We start from the raw sequence: 16,791 nt of genomic DNA, 5'->3' as shown, positions 1-16,791 counted from the left end.
GCCAATAAGAGGTGGGAAAAGTGACTTTTAACCATAGAGAAGAGCATGTTGACGATCATATGTTATTAGTTCAAGCCAATTTGGATGATATGAATCCTGAATGGATGACTTATGTGATGGATAAGCTTTTTGATGCAGGTGCAAATGATGTATACATGGTACCCATAATTATGAAACGAGGACGTCCAGGAATCATGCTGAATGTATTAGTGGATGAAGGACGATTGTCTCTGATTGAGGAGATTATTTTTAGTGAAACAACCACACTTGGCATTCGATATCTGCATGCATCTTGTCATCGATTAGCTAGAGAATTTGAGCGTGTAGAAACACCTTGGGGAGCATTGACGGTAAAAGTTGGTTATCACGCAGGGAAATTGGTGCAGTATGCACCTGAATTTAAGGAATGTGAACAAGTAGCTAGGATACATGAAGTACCTCTGAAGATGGTTTATGAGGAAGTTAGGTTATTATTTATGCAACAACAGCGACAAAAAAACGCCCTTCCATTGTGATGGAAGGGCGTTTGCCATGTCTAATACTATTGTGGGGTGCCAGGTGTGGCATCGCCATGATGCGTGTGAGTATGTGAGTGATCATGATGATGATGATCGTGATCGTGTTTATGATCATGGCTGTGTGAATGATCATCGTGTGTATGCGTATGATCATGATGGTGGTGATGGTCATCGTGTGTATGCGTATGATCATGATGGTGGTGATGGTCGTCATGCGTATGTGTATGTTCATGACTATGATCATGCGCTAGATGCTCATGACTCACTTGCCATTTACCAATAAACGGATCAATTCTACCAACTACAACGCGCAGCACATTGGGTTGCTTTGGCAAGTCTCTAGTGCCTGCACCATAGCCAATATGATCAACTACCATGGGCGGGAAACTTTTGGAGAACTCATCAACAATTCCTGAAATTATACCGGCTCCAGTTGGGGTTGTCATTTCTAAACTATAAGGAGTTGAAGCGATAGGTAAGCCTCTCATCATCTCCAATGTGGCAGGAGCGGGTACAGGATAAATACCGTGATCGATATGTATGGTACCGGATCCTAGTGGCACTGGAGACGAGAAAATACGCTCGATTTGCAACGAGTCGATGGCTAATGCAACACCCACGATGTCAACGATAGAATCAATGGCACCGACTTCATGAAAATGTACTTTTTCAATAGGGGTCCCGTGAATCTTAGCTTCGGCAATTGCGATTTTTTCGAAAATTGCCAAGCTTAGTGCGGTAACGCGCTCATTGTATTCTGCTTTTTGAATGGCATCGACGATTTCTGAATAATGTCTGTGTTTCTTTGGAGGATGTTCCGGATCGAGTATGACATCCAGCTTAAGGGCAGAAATGCCCCGTTTCACAACACGCTTCCATTCCAAGGTGTAGGGCTCTAGTTTAATTTTGGAAAGCTCATCTTCAATATAAGCTCGATCTGCTCCCGCATCAACCAAAGCGCCAAGGGTCATATCGCCGCTAATTCCAGAGAAGCAGTCCAAATATAAAATGCGCATGGTTGTAATTCACGCTCGTTTCGACATATTTTTGTTAATGAGTCCTGCATAATAACCAGCGCCAAACCCATTGTCGATGTTAACGACAGAGATACCCGGCGAGCAGCTATTGAGCATGGACAGTAACGGAGCGATCCCGGCAAGGTTCGCACCGTACCCAATACTCGTCGGCACAGCGACGATGGGTTTAGAGACAAGCCCGCCCATGACGCTGGCGAGTGCGCCCTCCATGCCGGCAACTACCACAATCGCGTTCGCGCCGCGAATGAGCTCGAGCCGGCGGAAGAGCCGGTGAATGCCAGCGACGCCCACGTCGAACACACGTTCAACGTGGCTGCCTAGGCATTCTGCAGTAAGGGCCGCCTCCTCCGCCACGGGGAGGTCTGAGGTGCCAGCACACACGACAGCGATATAGCCGTCGTGGACTTTGAGCAGCGGGCGCTTAAACCAGGTGAGCGCCCGTGCGGTTTCGTGGTAGGTGACACCTTCCACGTTGGCTACTACATAGGCGGCTTTGGCCGCGTCGACGCGTGTGGCGAGCACACGGTCGGTATGCTCCATCAGCCGCCGGAAAATGGCCTCGATCTGCTCGGGCGTCTTGCCTTCCCCGAAAATGACCTCGGGGAAGCCTGTACGCTTCTCGCGATCGATGTCGAGCTGCGCAAATCCAAGATCAAGATTGGCGGGACCTGACCCGCCTTCCTTGATGATTTGCTTCTTGGCTTCGTCGATGTCCAGATCGCCGGTCTGGACGAGTTTTAGGATCTTCTCTAAGTCCATCATAAGGAAGCTTCTTTCACCTTATCTTTCGTTTCTTGAGATAGCACTTCATTCATACTGCCTGTGCGGTAGCCTTGCAAATCTAATGTGACATACGTAAAGCCAAGCTTGCTGAATTTCTCATAGATCGCATCGCGATGTTCAACGACTTTGTGAATCTCGTCTGGCATGACTTCGATGCGAGCAATCTTCTCGTGATGACGCACTCGTACTTGATAGAGACCTAGTTGGGAAAGGAAATATTCGCCTTCATCCAATTGGTCAATCTTCCATTTCTCGATTTGCGTACCATACGGTATACGAGAGGATAAGCAGGCAAAGGAAGGTTTGTTCCATGTGCTCAGCCCAAGCTCTTTGGAAAGCGCTCGGATCTCGTCTTTGGTTAAGCCGGCTTCTTGCAGCGTACTGCGGACGCCTTGCTCATTCTTCGCTTGTAGTCCTGGTCTATAGTCGCCTAGGTCATCGACATTGGAACCATCCAAGAGAAACGGATAGCCCAGTTCCTTCGCGATGTCTTGTAAATGGGAATAAAGCCCCGTCTTGCAGTGGTAACAACGATCAGGATTATTAGCAACGAAATTCGCGTTCTCCAATTCCTTTACCTCTGTTTTGTGCAAGCGAACGCCAAATTGTTCAGCTAGTTGTGCAGCGGCATCGAACTCCCTCGTGGGAAACGTTTCAGATGCTGCGGTTACGGCAAGGACTTGGTCACCAAGCTCTTGCTGAGCACGTTTGAGGACGAATGTACTGTCAACCCCTCCGGAGAAGGCGACGATGACACGGCCCATGTTTCTTAAAATTTCACCAAGCTTGCGATCCTTCTCGCGAGTCACTTCAGTTATGCTCATGTTTCTTTCCTCCCATACAGCCTTTATGTAGTAAGCTGAGCTGTTTTGGTCCATCTAAACAAGTGTATCACAACTGAACCCCAAAGTGGATTGTTTTGTCAGTCATTCATGTTATAATAACATCATTGAGAAACCAAATAAAAAGGCGGGAATTACAGTGCCTAGAAAAGTATTAGAGAGAAAACCAGACTGGTTAAAGATCAATCTTAAGACCGATGAGAATTTCAAAGAAATTAAATCCATGATGCGTTCCAAGACGTTGCATACAGTTTGTGAAGAAGCCAAGTGTCCGAACATTCATGAATGCTGGGCGAATCGGACAGCGACTTTTATGATATTAGGTGATATTTGTACGCGTGCTTGTCGCTTTTGTGCAGTTAAAACAGGTCTCCCAACTGAGCTTGATTTGGAAGAACCGGAACGTGTTGCAGATGCAGCGCTACAAATGGGGCTTCGTCATTGTGTTGTTACTTCGGTGGCACGCGATGATTTAACAGATGGCGGTGCCATGATTTTCGCAGAGACGATCAAAGCGATCCGTCGTAAATTGCCAATGTGCACAGTTGAGGTGTTGATTCCTGACTTCCTAGGTCGAGAAGAATCACTAGCTACCGTGCTTGAGGCAAAGCCAGATATTCTGAATCACAATATGGAAACGGTTGAGCGGATGTCAGATCGCGTCCGTTCCAAAGCGAAATACCGTCGATCACTTGAGTTGTTGCAACGTTCTAAACGGATAGCCCCGAACATTCCAACGAAATCCAGTGTCATGATTGGTGTAGGGGAAGAGTGGGACGAGCTGCTACAAACGATGGAAGATCTGCGTGAAGTGGATTGTGATATTATGACGATCGGTCAATATCTGCAGCCGTCTACGACGCACTTATCTGTTTCTAAGTATTACACACCTGAACAGTTTGCTATGTTGAAGGAAGAGGGCATGAAACGTGGCTTTAAGCACGTGGAGTCGGGCCCGCTGGTTCGCAGTTCCTATCATGCACATGAACAGGTGAAAGCAGCATCAAGCGTTTAGAATTCGATTCAATGAACGGATCATAGAAAGGAGAGCTTCCTACCACCATGATTCATATTGCGAATAAAACATACGAGCTTGTTACCGACCACAAAAATGGTTGGAATTTCGAAGTGTTCAAAGAACGCTTCAGCGAAGTGTTGGAGCGGTACGATTATATTGTGGGCGATTGGGGATATAGTCAATTACGACTGAGAGGTTTTTTTAAAGAAATCCACCCAAAAGCGACCAAAGAGTCCTCCATCGCAGCTCTTCAAGATTACTTGAATGAGTACTGCAACTTCGGCTGTGCTTACTTTATTATCGAGAAAGTAAATGCACCTAAACAACAAATACCGTCTGAAGTTATTAGTTCAACAACGGTTTAAATCAGTATGAACCAAATAACGCCATCTGAACTCCAACAAGTGTGGAGAGCAGATGGCGTTTTTCTCTTACATATGTTTAAAGCTTATTTTACTTCAAGGCCAACGAAGGCCTCGCGGACACGATTCCAGAAAGGAAACGGACGGAAACGTGCGAACTTTACTTTCACATTGGAAGCAACTCGGCAACGAATGGAAACAACATCGGCACGCTGCATATATAAGTGGTCCAGTGACAAGAGCATATTCTGTTGTGCTTTTGGATATATGTCACAGTGGTGATGCTTCGGTAAAATCATCGATGAACCCAGTGTTCGATACACGCGATTGTTAATCGATGCGATCTCGGCAATTTGAATAGCTTCAAGTGATGGATGGACCATGGCGCCACCCAAGCTCTTGTTGTAAGCAGTACTGCCTGCAGGAGAAGATATGCAGATACCGTCACCACGAAACATTTCAAACATTTCATCGTTCACGTGAAGTCTTGCGACAAGTGAAACTTCGATCCCACGAATCGTAAACTCGTTAAGTGCGAGATGTGTTTCAACACCTTTGTCCGTCGTAATTTCGATTTCGACAACGGGGTAGCGAACGACTTGCAACTCCGCTGGTGTTGTGACACTAAACATTAAAGAAGCTAGATGATCTAATTCGTCAGGCTTCCAATCTGCAAAAAAGCCAAGATGCCCCGTATGGATCCCAACGAATGCGATATGATCTAACTTGTCCACATATTTATGAAAGGCTTGGAGCATTGTACCATCTCCGCCAATGGACAGGACGATATCGGGATGATCTTCATCCCTTGGCATGCCTTGCTTAGCGGCGAGAGCGTGGAAGCGTTCAGTCAGCCCCTTGGAGATGTCATCGCCTCGTTCAATGACGTTATATTTCAATCTTGTTCCTCCTAAGAGTTTTCGTATCGTAGAATTATTGACTTAATAATTGGAGCAGAAGGCATCAATCTCTTGGAGAATGGAGTCAGGCGTATGCCGAAATTCTGCGGCAACCCGATAGCTGTCGTTGCTGAAATACGTAACTCTTATAATTTCACCATAGACAGTCATAGGCTGAGAGACATTCGGGAGAATGAAGCTGAACTCCAGAATCAATGGAAAGAAAAGTCGGTTGGATGTGACAAAGGATAACCCGCCAACACTGATATCGAGGAGTTGTCCGGTAAAAGCGACACCCTTCTGAGCAGATAAGCTTCGTATGCCAGCGACACGCAGTGTAATCGGTGTGCGCAATGTAAGCTTAGCACGAGGATGTCTGCGGTTTTGATGTTGAAAGACTTCCTCAGGAAGAGATAAGGTCAGGGAACAGATCGTTTTTTTGAGTTCAAGCCCCATCAAATCGACATAAGCGTAATATAAAATGGCACCATCTTTGAAGGAAAATTCAACGAAAGAAACATGGTCGAGCTTGTCGAAGGGGTAAACACCCAATTGTTCAAGACATACGGTTATCGAATCTTCACTTATTTTGTCGATAGTAAAGTTATCTTCAAAACAGAAAGGTTGTCCATCTTTACTTTCACCAACAATGATAATATGACAATCCTGATTTGGCGAAAAGGAAGCCAATTCTAGTACCTTATTCCAATCCATAGCATCACCAAGTCGTTAGATTTACATTCACATCTGCCTTTACATCCTGTAAATTCTCTTCTCATCATAATTTATCTAAGTCAATAAGAAAAGCCCCAAACGGGGCTTTAGCTGAGGTTAACCGATTTTACCACATAGGAAATTAAGTTTTCGATACCGAAAACCGCTTTCCTATTGGCGATAAAACTTACCTCTCCTGGGGTCCCCACAAAGTAACCGGAATTTGCTTCGAAGGTTAGCGTCACTTTGAGGGGGAGAATAGCGGTCGCTCATCATTGAATGGCTTCGATAGAAGTTTTCTCATTATTAAGACAAGGTGCTCGTAACGAGGGAGAGTTCAAACGAATGCGCAAAGTTGGTTGAAATCGGACGCACACGAATCGAGAAGTGAGGCCCATGAACAAGATGGGAAGGAATGGTAGCTTGGAAGCGCTGCGATTGCTCAATAAGTTCCCCAATAGGAGCCATGAGGATAATTTTCTGTTCCCACGTTTCGCCATTTTCTGCATAATAAATGACTTCTACTGCTGTATCCTGCGGCCAAATAGGGCCGAAATGGATTTGCGCCGTGATCTCTTTTGTTGATGGGGGAATCTCGTCTAAAGGGACGTCCGAAGTCGATTTGTCGGCATGATCATCAATATTCATGATTCTTACTTGATGCCAATTGCTGCGGATGAACTGCTTGTAATCGGCAACTTTGGTAGCCACATCATAATTGTCCGCGACAAAAAGACGAGCGCGTTTGGCTGTTGGTACATACGAAAGATTCGTGTAGTCCTGCACCATTCGGTGCGTGTTATAGACGGGACTGAGCGATTGAACGGACCGCTTCATACGTCCAATCCATTGATGAGGAATCTCACCCTGATTGTAGTAAAGAGGGATAATCTCATTCTCCAAAAGGTGATAAATTGCTTTCGTATTTTCTTTCTCCTGTGCAGCCCAGTCCGCGGCTCCCGCAGATCCGATAGCCCAACCATTCATACCGTTGTAGCCTTCCTCCCACCAACCATCCAGCACACTGAAATTAAGAACGCCGTTCATGGCAGCTTTCTGGCCGCTGGTTCCGCTAGCCTCAAGGGGTCTACGAGGGTTGTTTAGCCATACGTCGACACCTTGAACGAGATAGCGAGCCATGTTGATATCATAATTCTCGAGAATAACGACTTTACCGAGAAATTCTTTTAACTGAGAGATTCGGTAAATTTCTCGGATGAGATCTTGGCCAGGGTAATCAGCAGGGTGGGCTTTACCCGCAAATATAAACTGCACGGGTCTCTCAGGGTTGTTGATTAATTTCTTGAGGCGATACAAATCATTGAAAATTAGATTGGCCCGTTTGTAGGTAGCGAAGCGTCTGGCGAACCCAATTGTAAGGGCTTTAGGATTTAAATAGTGTCGAACCTCTTCAATCCGTTCTTCGGATTCCCCGTTACGTTTACGTTGCTCCATCAGACTATTGCGAGCATAACGTACTAAATCTTCTTTCAAATGCTGATGGACCTTCCAAATGGATTCATCGGGAATAACCTCGATTTGTGCCCATTGATGCTCGTTAGACTGCTCTGCTCGCCATGTGCCAGGGAGGAATCGATCGAAGAGTTCCTTCCAAGCAGGGGCGGTCCACGTATCTAAGTGAACACCGTTCGTGATAGAACTGATCGGCACCTCACTGGCATCGATATGACCATGGAATTCCTTGAACATTTCGCGTGAAACCTGCCCATGCAGCTTGCTGACGCCATTGCGCAGTCCCGCTGTATTCATCGCCAGGTGTGTCATATTGAATTGACCGGACTTATGGTCAAGCCCTAATGAAATAATGCTTTGTTTATGCTTAGGCAGCTCACTGAAAAGGTGACCGAGATAGTGTTCCACCATCCCGACGGAGAACGTATCATGACCTGCTGGAACAGGTGTATGTGTCGTGAACACGGTAGCGGAGCGCACGGTCTCTACAGCAACATGAAAAGGGAGGCCCAAGTGAAGCAGTTCCTTCAACCGTTCTAACGTCAGGAAAGCCGCATGACCTTCATTAATGTGGTACACATTCGGGTAAATACCGAGTGCACGGAGTACTTTGACACCACCGATTCCCAGCACCATTTCCTGGGCGATCCGCATATCTTGATTGCCGCCATACAGCTGCGCGGTCAATGCTTTATCTGTGTCATTATTGGCTTCGTGGTCAGTATCCAGCAAAAAGACGAGATTGCGTCCTACCTTAGCAGCCCAAACCAAGACGGTGATCGTGCGACCAGAGATATCAAGCGAGACCGTGAGCTGCTGGTCATTCTGAAGTACCGGACGAATCGGTAATTGCTCAAAATCATAGGGGAATAATTCACTCTGTTGACTGCCGCTAGCATCAATCTTCTGAGTGAAATATCCTTTTTTATAGAGTAGGCCCACGCCTGCAAGCGGTAATCCAAGGTCACTGGAAGATTTGATATGATCACCGGCAAGAATGCCGAGCCCGCCTGAATAAATCGGAAGCGATTCATGAAAACCAAACTCAGCAGAGAAATAAGCAATTTGCACACTAGCTTCGGCGGCATAGTTAGTTGAATACCAACCAGGTTCGTTCATATACGTATCAAATCTTAGCATGACTTGGCGATAACGCTCGACAAAATCAGTGTTCTGGCTTAATGCTTCAAGCTGGGGATCTTCTAGCTCGTGAAGTAATCGAACGGGATTGTGACCGAGGGCTTTCCAACGGCCAGGGTCCATGCTTTCAAAAAGCTGCAGCGCATCATGATTCCAACTGAACCATAAATTAAAAGCTAGCTCGCGAAGTCGCTCAATCGCCTGCGGTAAACCTTTCGCCTCTTGGGGGTCGGCTGCTATCATATCTGAATATTCTCTCCCTTTATAAACATCATCGTAGTTACCCATATTATCTTGTTCCACCAACCTTTTCATACACCAGTCTAAGTAAGGAATATGCGAGGAAGAGACTCATGATGACAGCAAAAGCACCAACAAAGACCATCGCACTTATCGGGAAAATAAGCTTTAGATAGCTCAAAACGGGTGAATTCGCCTCATAGTGCGGCAAGAATACAGCCTGGGGACTTCGAAATCGCTGCATAGGCTCCCAAATCAGGAGAACAATAGCAGCAGAGAGAATGCCATGAAGGAGGCGAGCGAAAAGGAACGGAAGATATCGCATGTTGGTATGACTTAATAAGCTGACAATTTGAGCATGCACGGACATGCCGGCCCAGGAGAGGATGAAGGCGCCTATCGCGACTTTACTGGAAAGGGCCATCGAAGCGGGGGCACTTCCTGCAGCTTTTGCGCCGAGTGTGACTTCGAATAACCCATTCATGACGGCTTGTGAGAGCTCGTGAGGTAACCCTGTGATGGATAAGACGGATGTAATCAACAAATAGAACACATTCATAACCTGGGCAGAGGTAAGCACCTCTAGAACGACTGAGAAGAAGACCACAAGTCCACCTACAACGAACATTAAACGGAGGGAGTGGAGAATGGATTCGCTTAATAAAATACCTAAAGATCTTCCATCTCGTATTCTCGCGTTATGCATGGTCTCGAAGGCTTGTTTCCATATAGGGCCACTCTCCCTAGGCTGTCCAGGAGTTGGTAAGGCTTTCCGGCCGTGAAAACGCATGATGAGGCCAATCATGAACGAGCCTCCATAGTGGGCAATGGCCAAAATAAATGCTAATGTGGCGTCATGGAAAAAGCCAATCGACACAGCACCGATTAGAAATATTGGATCCGAGCTCGTTGTGAAGGCAACAAGTCGTTCGCCTTCTTCCCGGTTAACCAGCTTCTGTTCCCAGAGCTGAGCAGTTAACTTAGCCGCTACGGGATATCCAGCGGCAAAACCCATTGCCATTACGAATCCGCCAATCCCAGGGATACGGAAGACGGGGCGCATCATCGGATCAAGCAGTGTACCGAAGAAATGAACGATCCCGAAGCCGAGCATAATTTCGGAGATAACGAAGAAGGGGAACAGGGCTGGGAAGAGCACATCCCACCAAATGGAAACGCCGCGTAAAGCGGCTTGAAAACCGTCATGCGGGAATAGAACCAAGCATACAATGATGCCTATAATAACGAATGACATAAGCAAGGCTGGGGTGAAGTTTTGTTTCGGCATAGTCGGTAGATACCTCCTCTTATTCAACTATATGAATAAGCTTGGACATACATGCCGTCCCGAATTTCATGAAATAGTAGGTAGATGAGCACCTATGTCCAAGTAGGACTGTATGGTCGTTTATTTTGGTTCTTGGGACTGTTCAGTCCTTATTTTTATGGTAAAATAGAACTAGTAAAACTTAAATCCTATACAGCGGGAGTGATTCAAATGACAGGTGTCATTGCCGGATTGGTAGTCTGCATGTTCGTGTTTGTCATTCGAGAAACGCTCATGCGCGCAGGGGACGAGGATTTAGAGAACTATTGAATACGAATTGCGAGGTTTCTTGGTATGTCAGAGAGCAAAAACAGAACCATATTTGAGTTAATGGGGGGGGCGGAGACGGTAAGTCGTTTGGTAGAGGCCTTCTATCCGAAAGTACAGCAGCACCCGTTACTTTCGCCGCTTTTTCCTGCTAACATAGACCCAGTTATAGAGAAACAGACGTTGTTTCTAACCCAATTTTTCGGTGGCCCAACCTTGTACTCCGATCACCACGGTCATCCGATGATGCGAGCTAGGCATATGCCTTTTCCGATTACAAGAGAGCGTGCGGATGCATGGTTAGCTTGTATGACAGAAGCGATGGCTGACATAGGCATGCCGGATGATTTACAGGATTTTCTCATAGAGCGGCTTAGAGGTTCTGCCTATCATTTCATCAACACACCTGAGGAAGACTAGTCCATTCTTCCTAAACCATATTAATTAGGGAAAAAGGCGGGATTTCAAGTGGTCGAACCCTTATATGAGATATCAGTGACATGCACCTACTGTACCAATACGTTTAAGTCGAAGAAGGTTCGACCTAGCTTCAAGAAAGCAAGTAAATCTGATTCAGATTTCTGCCTTCACTATAAGGATGTTAATCCCAATTACTACGTTGTACGTATCTGTCCTTTCTGCGGGTACGCACATACGGAGAACTTCTCGGATAAATGGACTGCGGGAGAACGAGCTGTATTCCATGAAAAAGTAGCTCAGAACTGGTCGATGCGCGATTATTGCAGGGAGAGAACGTGGGAAGATTCCCTTCAGTGCTTTAAGCTAGCACTTCTAAGTGCGCAAATCAAAAACGAGAAGTCACGCGTGATTGCTGGATTATTGCATCATTTGGCTTGGCTTTACCGGGTTAAAGGGGACTGGGAGCAAGAAGAACGTTTCCTCTCATTTGCACTAGATGCGTATGTGAATGTCTTCGAAACTGAAGGTATGGATATAAATAACGCGAAGCTCATGTATCTAATGGGCGAGTTGAACCGGAGATTAAAACGTTTTACCGATGCGGTGAAATGGTTTTCACGGATTATTAATGATCGTAAGATTATGGATGCCGGGATGATTAGGGCTAGTCGCGAACAATGGGTGACAACGCGAGAAGATATGCTTGCTATGCGTTTAGAACTGCCGGATGAGATGAAACAAGCTACGTAAATGCACTATAAATCTGCAAGAAAAAATAAATTGAACGCTTAGCCATGACACGGTATCTAACCGGATGGTTAAGCGTTCATTTTTTGTGCGATTCCCTGTGGCTGCTTGAATAGTGTGGGACGGTTTTTGCCAGTATGCTTGGATTGATAGAGGGCGTGATCGGCTTCCGAGATCAGTGTCTTAAGATCCATGTGTGGGGATTCAGCTGTTGAGATCCCGATAGAAATAGAGATGGGAGCCGCTTCCAAGCCGTTTTTTTTGTAGAGAAATAATTCCGCTATGGAGGTACATAAGGTTTGGCCGTAGCTAAGGACTCGAGCAGGATCTGTTTCCGTACAGAGCAGAATAAATTCCTCTCCCCCATACCTCGCCAGGTAATCTTGCTCATGAATCAAATGACGAAGAACAGAACTTACTTCTTGGAGTAACTGATCGCCTTCTAAATGTCCGAATCGATCGTTATACAGCTTGAAATTATCGAGATCAATCATCATGATAGATACTTTACGCTTATGTAAGGTACTCTGAGCGATAGGCATAAAACTTCTTAAGTTGGGCAGCTTGGTTAAACCATCTTGATTCGCTTGCATTTCAAGTTTGCGTTGCAGTCGCCAATTGTTGTTCTCGTCATTCACCATAATGATGATCATGAAGAGGGTGGCGGACGTAATGGCAAACATGAACAATTGATCAAGGGTATATGACCAAGATAAGCTGCGTTCCAGTAAGCTGTGGGTAAGTATACGCATAATGAAAACGAAACCACATATTTGTAGAGCGAGTCGAATAGGTATGTCCAAGAAGCCATTACGGTATTCTTTGTTATGGAAAAAGGAGCTAATGAAGGCTGGGGCAATGAGGTCTTGTGCGATGATGAACCAGGCTTGATTTTCTTGTGAGATTATACTAGTACCAGCAGGCAATAGGGTCGAGAAGAGGGCAACAGGTAATCCGTATCGCAATCCGGCCATGAAGATGGGTAACGAGCGTAGATCGATTAAGCCGAATGTCTCAGGAAGTGGAACCAGCATCATGATGATGCTGGCTAACCCTGTTAGCAAGGAGGCGAATAGATGTTCGTGCGAATCAATTAACATCTTGCTATGAACTTTCAAGGCTAAATAATTTAAAGTCACTAATGTACATGCGCTTGTCAAAGGAATGAGGTACTCATTCATAAAGGTTCGTTTGCTCCTTGCAATGAACTACGAATTATGTTTATTTCGTACCGCGGTGTCCGCTAGTAAATAATCGCGATCTGTATCCACAAGCGTCAACTTGTTATGACAACAAGGGAAGACAAGCAGTTTCTTTTTACCCTCGTGTATGGACTCGAGCTCATGAATTTTGAGCGGCAGCAAGACATTTGAGCTTAGACAGAACGGACATTGGGCCACATAAATGTCCTTCATGATGATGTCGTAAGGCCAGGTGTTAGCAAAAGGTATCAAGGGCTACTTCGATTCCGATTCGCTCGTGTCTGACGATGTGCTTTTCGCGAGCTCTGCTAATTTCTGAAGAAGAATATGTTGTGGCATATGCATGAGATGTTCTAAAGGTACTTTAAGCTGCTCCGCTAACTTAACAGCTGTTTCAGGAGAAATTTGTAACGGTTTCATATTATAGAAATCACCCATCCTGTTCCGATTTAGTTCGAAGGAACTATACATAATTGAATCATACTTTTTGAAGAGAAGCAATGAGGAAGATGCGGATAGTTGGCGAATGTCTGGTGGATATGATTTAATTAAAAGTGGAAAGGAAAGGTGATCGCATTGTTAACATTACCTCTTAATCAAACATGGAATCTTGAAACATTTTTCCCTGGAGGAAGTGATTCTCCTGCATTCGCTGCACACCTGAAGAAGCTTCAGGAGTCCATTGCATCTTTTCAAGAGCAAGTACGTCGTAAAGCTTCTCCGCAAAGCGTAGAGGATACCTCGTCACTGGCACAATTGATTGAATTGCTTCAGCATAATGTGATGCATATTCACGAGGCAGATTCATTCGTAGGCTGTTTGCAAGCCGACAATCAGAAGGATAAGAAAGCACCCGTGTTAAGCGGACAAGTCAAAAGCTTATATGCGGAGCATTTATCTTCCCTTACTCATTTTGATCAGATTCTGACAGGGGTGCCAGATCAGGTTTGGGCAGCCGTGTTGCAACAAGAGCCTTTTCAAGCCATCGCCTTTTCTCTCGATGAACGTCGCGCACTGGCGAAGGAGAAGCTCCCGCCTGAGCAAGAAGCTTTAATTAATGATTTGGCTGTTGACGGCTATCATGGGTGGAGCGATTTGTATAATTCGACCGTAGGTCAATTCAGCATGGCTGTTGAAGTTGACGGGAAGCAGGTAGAACTATCCGCAGGTCAAGCTTTTAATAAGCTGCATACCGAGAATCGGGAAGAACGTCTAGACTTATTTGATAAATGGGAACAAGCATGGACGGATAAAGAAGAATACTGTGCAGAAGCATTAAATCACTTGGCTGGCTTCCGTCTTCAGGTTTATAAGGCAAGAGGCTGGAAAAGCATACATAAAGAACCGCTAGCAATCAACCGCATGGAAGAAAAGACCTTGAACGTGATGTGGGACGTAATTGACCGCAATAAGGGACTTTTCGTGGAGTATCTGAATCGAAAAGCGAAGCTTCTAGGCGTTGACAAGCTGGCGTGGGTTGATGTGGATGCGCCGCTTGGCGATTCATCCAAGAAGATTTCCTACGACGAGGGTGCGAGTCTGATTATTGATCAATTCAAACGCTTTAGTCCGAAGCTGGCTGCCTTCTCTGAGGAAGCTTTCGAGAAGCGCTGGATCGAAGCGGAGGATCGCCCTGGCAAACGTCCTGGCGGCTTCTGTACCTCATTCCCGCTAGCAGGTGAGACACGTATCTTCATGACGTACGGAGGAACGCTAAATAACGTCTCTACGCTCGCTCATGAGCTAGGGCATGGTTACCACCAGCATGTGATGACGGATATGCCGGCGCTCGCGCAGGAATATGCGATGAATGTAGCTGAAACAGCTTCTACTTTCGCTGAAATGATCGTAGCAGATGCGGTCGTGAAGAGTGCATCGACCGATGAGGAGCGTATCGTGTTGCTCGAGGATAAAATCCAGCGGGCTATCGCGTTCTTCATGAACATTCATGCACGGTTTATTTTTGAAACGAACTTCTATGCTGAACGCAGTCAAGGCTTAGTAAGTGTAGAACGCCTTAATGAGCTGATGGTCGATGCGCAAAAGCTTGCTTACAAGGATGCCTTGAGCAGCTACCATCCGCATTTCTGGGCAGCTAAACTGCACTTCTATGCGACAGACGTTCCATTCTACAATTTCCCCTATACGTTCGGGTACATGTTCAGTGCTGGTATTTACGCAAGAGCTGTGCAGGAAGGCGCAACTTTCGAAGACAAGTACATTTCTTTGCTTCGAGATACTGGAAGCATGAACGTAGAGGAACTAGCGCAGAAGCACTTAGGCGTGGATCTCACGGAGCCGGATTTCTGGCAAAGTGCTGTCGATATGGCAGCACAAGATGTGAAGCAGTTCATGGAGCTAACGGAATCGAAGGTACGTGTGTAGGTTAGAACAATTAAACAGCCCCTCAGAGAAGGTCTCTGAGGGGCTGTTCTTTTATGTATTAAAGCTTAAAGATTTGAATAGTTTGCTGCAACTGGGTCACAACCCGCGTCATTTCTTCCGCTTGCGTTACGATGCCCTGTACAGTTGAAATTTGCTCATTCATGGAAGCAGACACTTCTTGCGTACCCGCCGCGGACTCTTCGGTGATGGCAGAAATATTTTCCATCGCTGCTGCGATTTGTCCAGAGCTTTGAAGCATGCTTTCACTTTCTTCTGCGAAGCGTGTAATTTCCTCTGAAATGAAGCCGACACTGCCAACAATCTCAGCGAATACAATTTCGGTTTGATCGATTAAGACTGTTTGTTTCTTAACGACATCTTCATTGACTTGAATGCTGCGAATCGCATCTTGAATGCCTTGCTCAATGCTCTTAACGAAGCCGAATACTTCACGTGTGAGGGAAGTGGATTCTTCAGCAAGCTTACGTACTTCTTGCGCTACGACAGCGAAGCCTCGGCCATGTTCACCAGCTCTAGCAGCTTCAATGGATGCGTTGAGGGACAATAGGTTCGTTTGCTCAGCAATCTCGGAAATGGAGCGCGTAACGCTCGTAATACCAGCGGCTTGGCGAGCAAGCATATCAATCGTATCTGAAACCTGTCTAGTTACTTCTACATTTCGTTTCATGCCGACGCCTTGGCTTTCAACCGATGTGCGTCCTTTTTCTACGAGGGTCATCATAAGATCCGAACGGTGCTTCATTTCTTGGGCAGATCCAGCATAATTGACGATTTTCACTTCAATATCTTTGGAAGTGATGGATACGCCAGAAATCTCCTCGGAGATTTGTCCCGCACCTGCAGCCAGTTCATGGGCCGAAATACTCACTTGCTCAAGAACAGTACGAAAGCTTTCATTCTTCACATAGATATCACGGCTTGTCTGGAAAACCTGCTTCGAAATAGATCCTGTATCGCGTAAAATATCGCGGAGCTTGTCAATCATTTTATTAAAGGATTGGCCTAGTTGACCGAGTGAATCATCAGACGTGATGGCAACTTTTTGAGAGAAGTCCCCTTTGGAAATGTTAAGGGCAATCCGGGAGATGCCATCGATTGGTTCCGTAAGCTGACCTTCAAACCAACGGATGAAAGGAAAGCTTCCAGCTAGGATAATAATCAGGAAAATAATGCCAAGTAAGCGGTTCCAGTCTGAGGCGAAAGTTACAATTAACATGAAAAGCGAGTTTAAACCAATTAGTGCAAAACAACCAAGTTGTAGTTTCTTTCTAAACGATAAGGATGAGATTTGTTCCAATCCGATCGACTCCTCTGCAAAATTTGTTTACTTATGGAGAAAAATAATAGGTGTATTTGAAAATTATATCACCGAACATGGAAACATTCTACAGTTTTT

At 45.7% G+C, this 16,791-nt stretch carries 18 protein-coding genes; 7 read left to right on the top strand and 11 right to left on the bottom strand.

Going from position 1 to position 16,791, the window contains the following annotated elements:
* The first annotated feature begins 11 nt into the window (after positions 1 to 11).
* Complete coding sequence (gene larC2 / locus L6I86_RS16905) at positions 12 to 515, top strand: nickel pincer cofactor biosynthesis protein LarC2 (protein ID WP_338113419.1); 504 nt, start codon at positions 12 to 14, stop codon at positions 513 to 515.
* A 26-nt stretch (positions 516 to 541) separates the two neighbouring features.
* Here larC2 and larC read toward each other — a convergent pair whose 3' ends face one another.
* From larC to larE, 3 genes are read right to left on the bottom strand one after another with little or no spacing between them, the layout of a single operon-like run.
* A complete protein-coding gene (gene larC, locus L6I86_RS16900) occupies positions 542 to 1,534 on the bottom strand; it encodes a nickel pincer cofactor biosynthesis protein LarC (protein ID WP_236288925.1) in 993 nt (330 codons plus the stop codon).
* Between the two features lie 9 nt (positions 1,535 to 1,543).
* Complete coding sequence (gene larB / locus L6I86_RS16895; RefSeq protein WP_236288923.1) at positions 1,544 to 2,317, bottom strand: nickel pincer cofactor biosynthesis protein LarB; 774 nt, start codon at positions 2,315 to 2,317, stop codon at positions 1,544 to 1,546.
* Positions 2,314 to 3,162, bottom strand: coding sequence for an ATP-dependent sacrificial sulfur transferase LarE (larE, locus tag L6I86_RS16890; RefSeq protein WP_056613311.1), 849 nt, complete (start codon positions 3,160 to 3,162; stop codon positions 2,314 to 2,316). The genes larB and larE overlap by 4 nt, the downstream gene beginning before the upstream one ends.
* A gap of 85 nt (positions 3,163 to 3,247) precedes the next feature.
* Here larE and lipA point away from each other — a divergent pair, with 85 nt between their 5' ends.
* Both lipA and L6I86_RS16880 read left to right on the top strand, forming a co-directional pair.
* Positions 3,248 to 4,195, top strand: coding sequence for a lipoyl synthase (gene lipA, locus L6I86_RS16885; protein WP_173118014.1), 948 nt, complete (start codon positions 3,248 to 3,250; stop codon positions 4,193 to 4,195).
* A 47-nt stretch (positions 4,196 to 4,242) separates the two neighbouring features.
* Positions 4,243 to 4,563, top strand: a complete 321-nt coding sequence (locus tag L6I86_RS16880) for a YutD family protein (RefSeq protein WP_056613316.1) — start codon at positions 4,243 to 4,245, stop codon at positions 4,561 to 4,563.
* 83 nt (positions 4,564 to 4,646) lie between these two features.
* Here L6I86_RS16880 and L6I86_RS16875 read toward each other — a convergent pair whose 3' ends face one another.
* The 4 genes from L6I86_RS16875 to ylbJ form a co-directional block, all read right to left on the bottom strand.
* Entirely contained in the window at positions 4,647 to 5,459 is an 813-nt protein-coding gene (locus tag L6I86_RS16875) for an NAD kinase (protein ID WP_236288921.1), read from the bottom strand.
* Between the two features lie 42 nt (positions 5,460 to 5,501).
* Entirely contained in the window at positions 5,502 to 6,173 is a 672-nt protein-coding gene (locus L6I86_RS16870; protein WP_236288919.1) for a PilZ domain-containing protein, read from the bottom strand.
* A 306-nt stretch (positions 6,174 to 6,479) separates the two neighbouring features.
* Positions 6,480 to 9,089, bottom strand: a complete 2,610-nt coding sequence (glgP, locus tag L6I86_RS16865) for an alpha-glucan family phosphorylase (protein ID WP_236288917.1) — start codon at positions 9,087 to 9,089, stop codon at positions 6,480 to 6,482.
* Positions 9,076 to 10,314, bottom strand: a complete 1,239-nt coding sequence (ylbJ, locus tag L6I86_RS16860; protein ID WP_236288914.1) for a sporulation integral membrane protein YlbJ — start codon at positions 10,312 to 10,314, stop codon at positions 9,076 to 9,078. The genes glgP and ylbJ overlap by 14 nt, the downstream gene beginning before the upstream one ends.
* An 84-nt stretch (positions 10,315 to 10,398) precedes the next feature.
* Here ylbJ and L6I86_RS16855 point away from each other — a divergent pair, with 84 nt between their 5' ends.
* The 3 genes from L6I86_RS16855 to L6I86_RS16845 are packed head-to-tail and all read left to right on the top strand — an operon-like array spanning position 10,399 to position 11,790.
* Positions 10,399 to 10,623, top strand: coding sequence for a hypothetical protein (locus tag L6I86_RS16855; protein WP_236288912.1), 225 nt, complete (start codon positions 10,399 to 10,401; stop codon positions 10,621 to 10,623).
* 24 nt (positions 10,624 to 10,647) lie between these two features.
* On the top strand, positions 10,648 to 11,040 hold the full coding sequence (locus tag L6I86_RS16850) for a globin domain-containing protein (RefSeq protein ID WP_236288910.1): 393 nt from the start codon (positions 10,648 to 10,650) through the stop codon (positions 11,038 to 11,040).
* A gap of 48 nt (positions 11,041 to 11,088) precedes the next feature.
* The gene (locus tag L6I86_RS16845; protein WP_236288908.1) at positions 11,089 to 11,790 is read left to right on the top strand and encodes a DUF2225 domain-containing protein; all 702 of its coding nucleotides are present in this window, start codon (positions 11,089 to 11,091) and stop codon (positions 11,788 to 11,790) included.
* A gap of 68 nt (positions 11,791 to 11,858) precedes the next feature.
* Here the strand turns inward: L6I86_RS16845 and L6I86_RS16840 are convergent, their stop codons facing one another.
* Genes L6I86_RS16840 through L6I86_RS16830 form a run of 3 tightly spaced genes read right to left on the bottom strand, consistent with a single transcriptional unit; the run spans position 11,859 to position 13,409 of the window.
* A complete protein-coding gene (locus L6I86_RS16840) occupies positions 11,859 to 12,968 on the bottom strand; it encodes a diguanylate cyclase (RefSeq protein ID WP_236288906.1) in 1,110 nt (369 codons plus the stop codon).
* A gap of 27 nt (positions 12,969 to 12,995) precedes the next feature.
* Entirely contained in the window at positions 12,996 to 13,241 is a 246-nt protein-coding gene (locus tag L6I86_RS16835) for a hypothetical protein (RefSeq protein WP_082595376.1), read from the bottom strand.
* A gap of 3 nt (positions 13,242 to 13,244) precedes the next feature.
* Positions 13,245 to 13,409, bottom strand: a complete 165-nt coding sequence (locus L6I86_RS16830; RefSeq protein WP_068668182.1) for a YycC family protein — start codon at positions 13,407 to 13,409, stop codon at positions 13,245 to 13,247.
* A 147-nt stretch (positions 13,410 to 13,556) separates the two neighbouring features.
* Between L6I86_RS16830 and L6I86_RS16825 the strand changes: the two genes are divergently transcribed.
* Positions 13,557 to 15,374 (top strand): M3 family oligoendopeptidase, encoded by a 1,818-nt coding sequence (locus L6I86_RS16825; RefSeq protein ID WP_236288904.1) that lies wholly within the window; start codon positions 13,557 to 13,559, stop codon positions 15,372 to 15,374.
* 58 nt (positions 15,375 to 15,432) lie between these two features.
* On the opposite strand, the gene L6I86_RS16820 is transcribed toward L6I86_RS16825, so the two are convergent.
* Positions 15,433 to 16,692 (bottom strand): methyl-accepting chemotaxis protein, encoded by a 1,260-nt coding sequence (locus tag L6I86_RS16820; protein WP_236288903.1) that lies wholly within the window; start codon positions 16,690 to 16,692, stop codon positions 15,433 to 15,435.
* Positions 16,693 to 16,791: the final 99 nt, after the last annotated feature.

This window comes from Paenibacillus allorhizoplanae (assembly GCF_927798215.1).
Classification (GTDB): domain Bacteria; phylum Bacillota; class Bacilli; order Paenibacillales; family NBRC-103111; genus Paenibacillus_E; species Paenibacillus_E allorhizoplanae.
This window is presented reverse-complemented; position numbering and strand designations above follow the sequence as displayed.

Excerpts from the sequence above, each read along its gene's own strand:
- L6I86_RS16840 (WP_236288906.1), bottom strand. The coding sequence starts at position 12,968 with ATGAATGAGTACCTCATTCCTTTGACAAGCGCATGTACATTAGTGACT.
- larE (WP_056613311.1), bottom strand. The coding sequence starts at position 3,162 with ATGAGCATAACTGAAGTGACTCGCGAGAAGGATCGCAAGCTTGGTGAA.
- larC (WP_236288925.1), bottom strand. The coding sequence starts at position 1,534 with ATGCGCATTTTATATTTGGACTGCTTCTCTGGAATTAGCGGCGATATG.
- ylbJ (WP_236288914.1), bottom strand. The coding sequence starts at position 10,314 with ATGCCGAAACAAAACTTCACCCCAGCCTTGCTTATGTCATTCGTTATT.
- larB (WP_236288923.1), bottom strand. The coding sequence starts at position 2,317 with ATGATGGACTTAGAGAAGATCCTAAAACTCGTCCAGACCGGCGATCTG.
- L6I86_RS16855 (WP_236288912.1), top strand. The coding sequence starts at position 10,399 with ATGAGCACCTATGTCCAAGTAGGACTGTATGGTCGTTTATTTTGGTTC.
- L6I86_RS16870 (WP_236288919.1), bottom strand. The coding sequence starts at position 6,173 with ATGGATTGGAATAAGGTACTAGAATTGGCTTCCTTTTCGCCAAATCAG.
- L6I86_RS16880 (WP_056613316.1), top strand. The coding sequence starts at position 4,243 with ATGATTCATATTGCGAATAAAACATACGAGCTTGTTACCGACCACAAA.
- L6I86_RS16830 (WP_068668182.1), bottom strand. The coding sequence starts at position 13,409 with ATGAAACCGTTACAAATTTCTCCTGAAACAGCTGTTAAGTTAGCGGAG.
- L6I86_RS16850 (WP_236288910.1), top strand. The coding sequence starts at position 10,648 with ATGTCAGAGAGCAAAAACAGAACCATATTTGAGTTAATGGGGGGGGCG.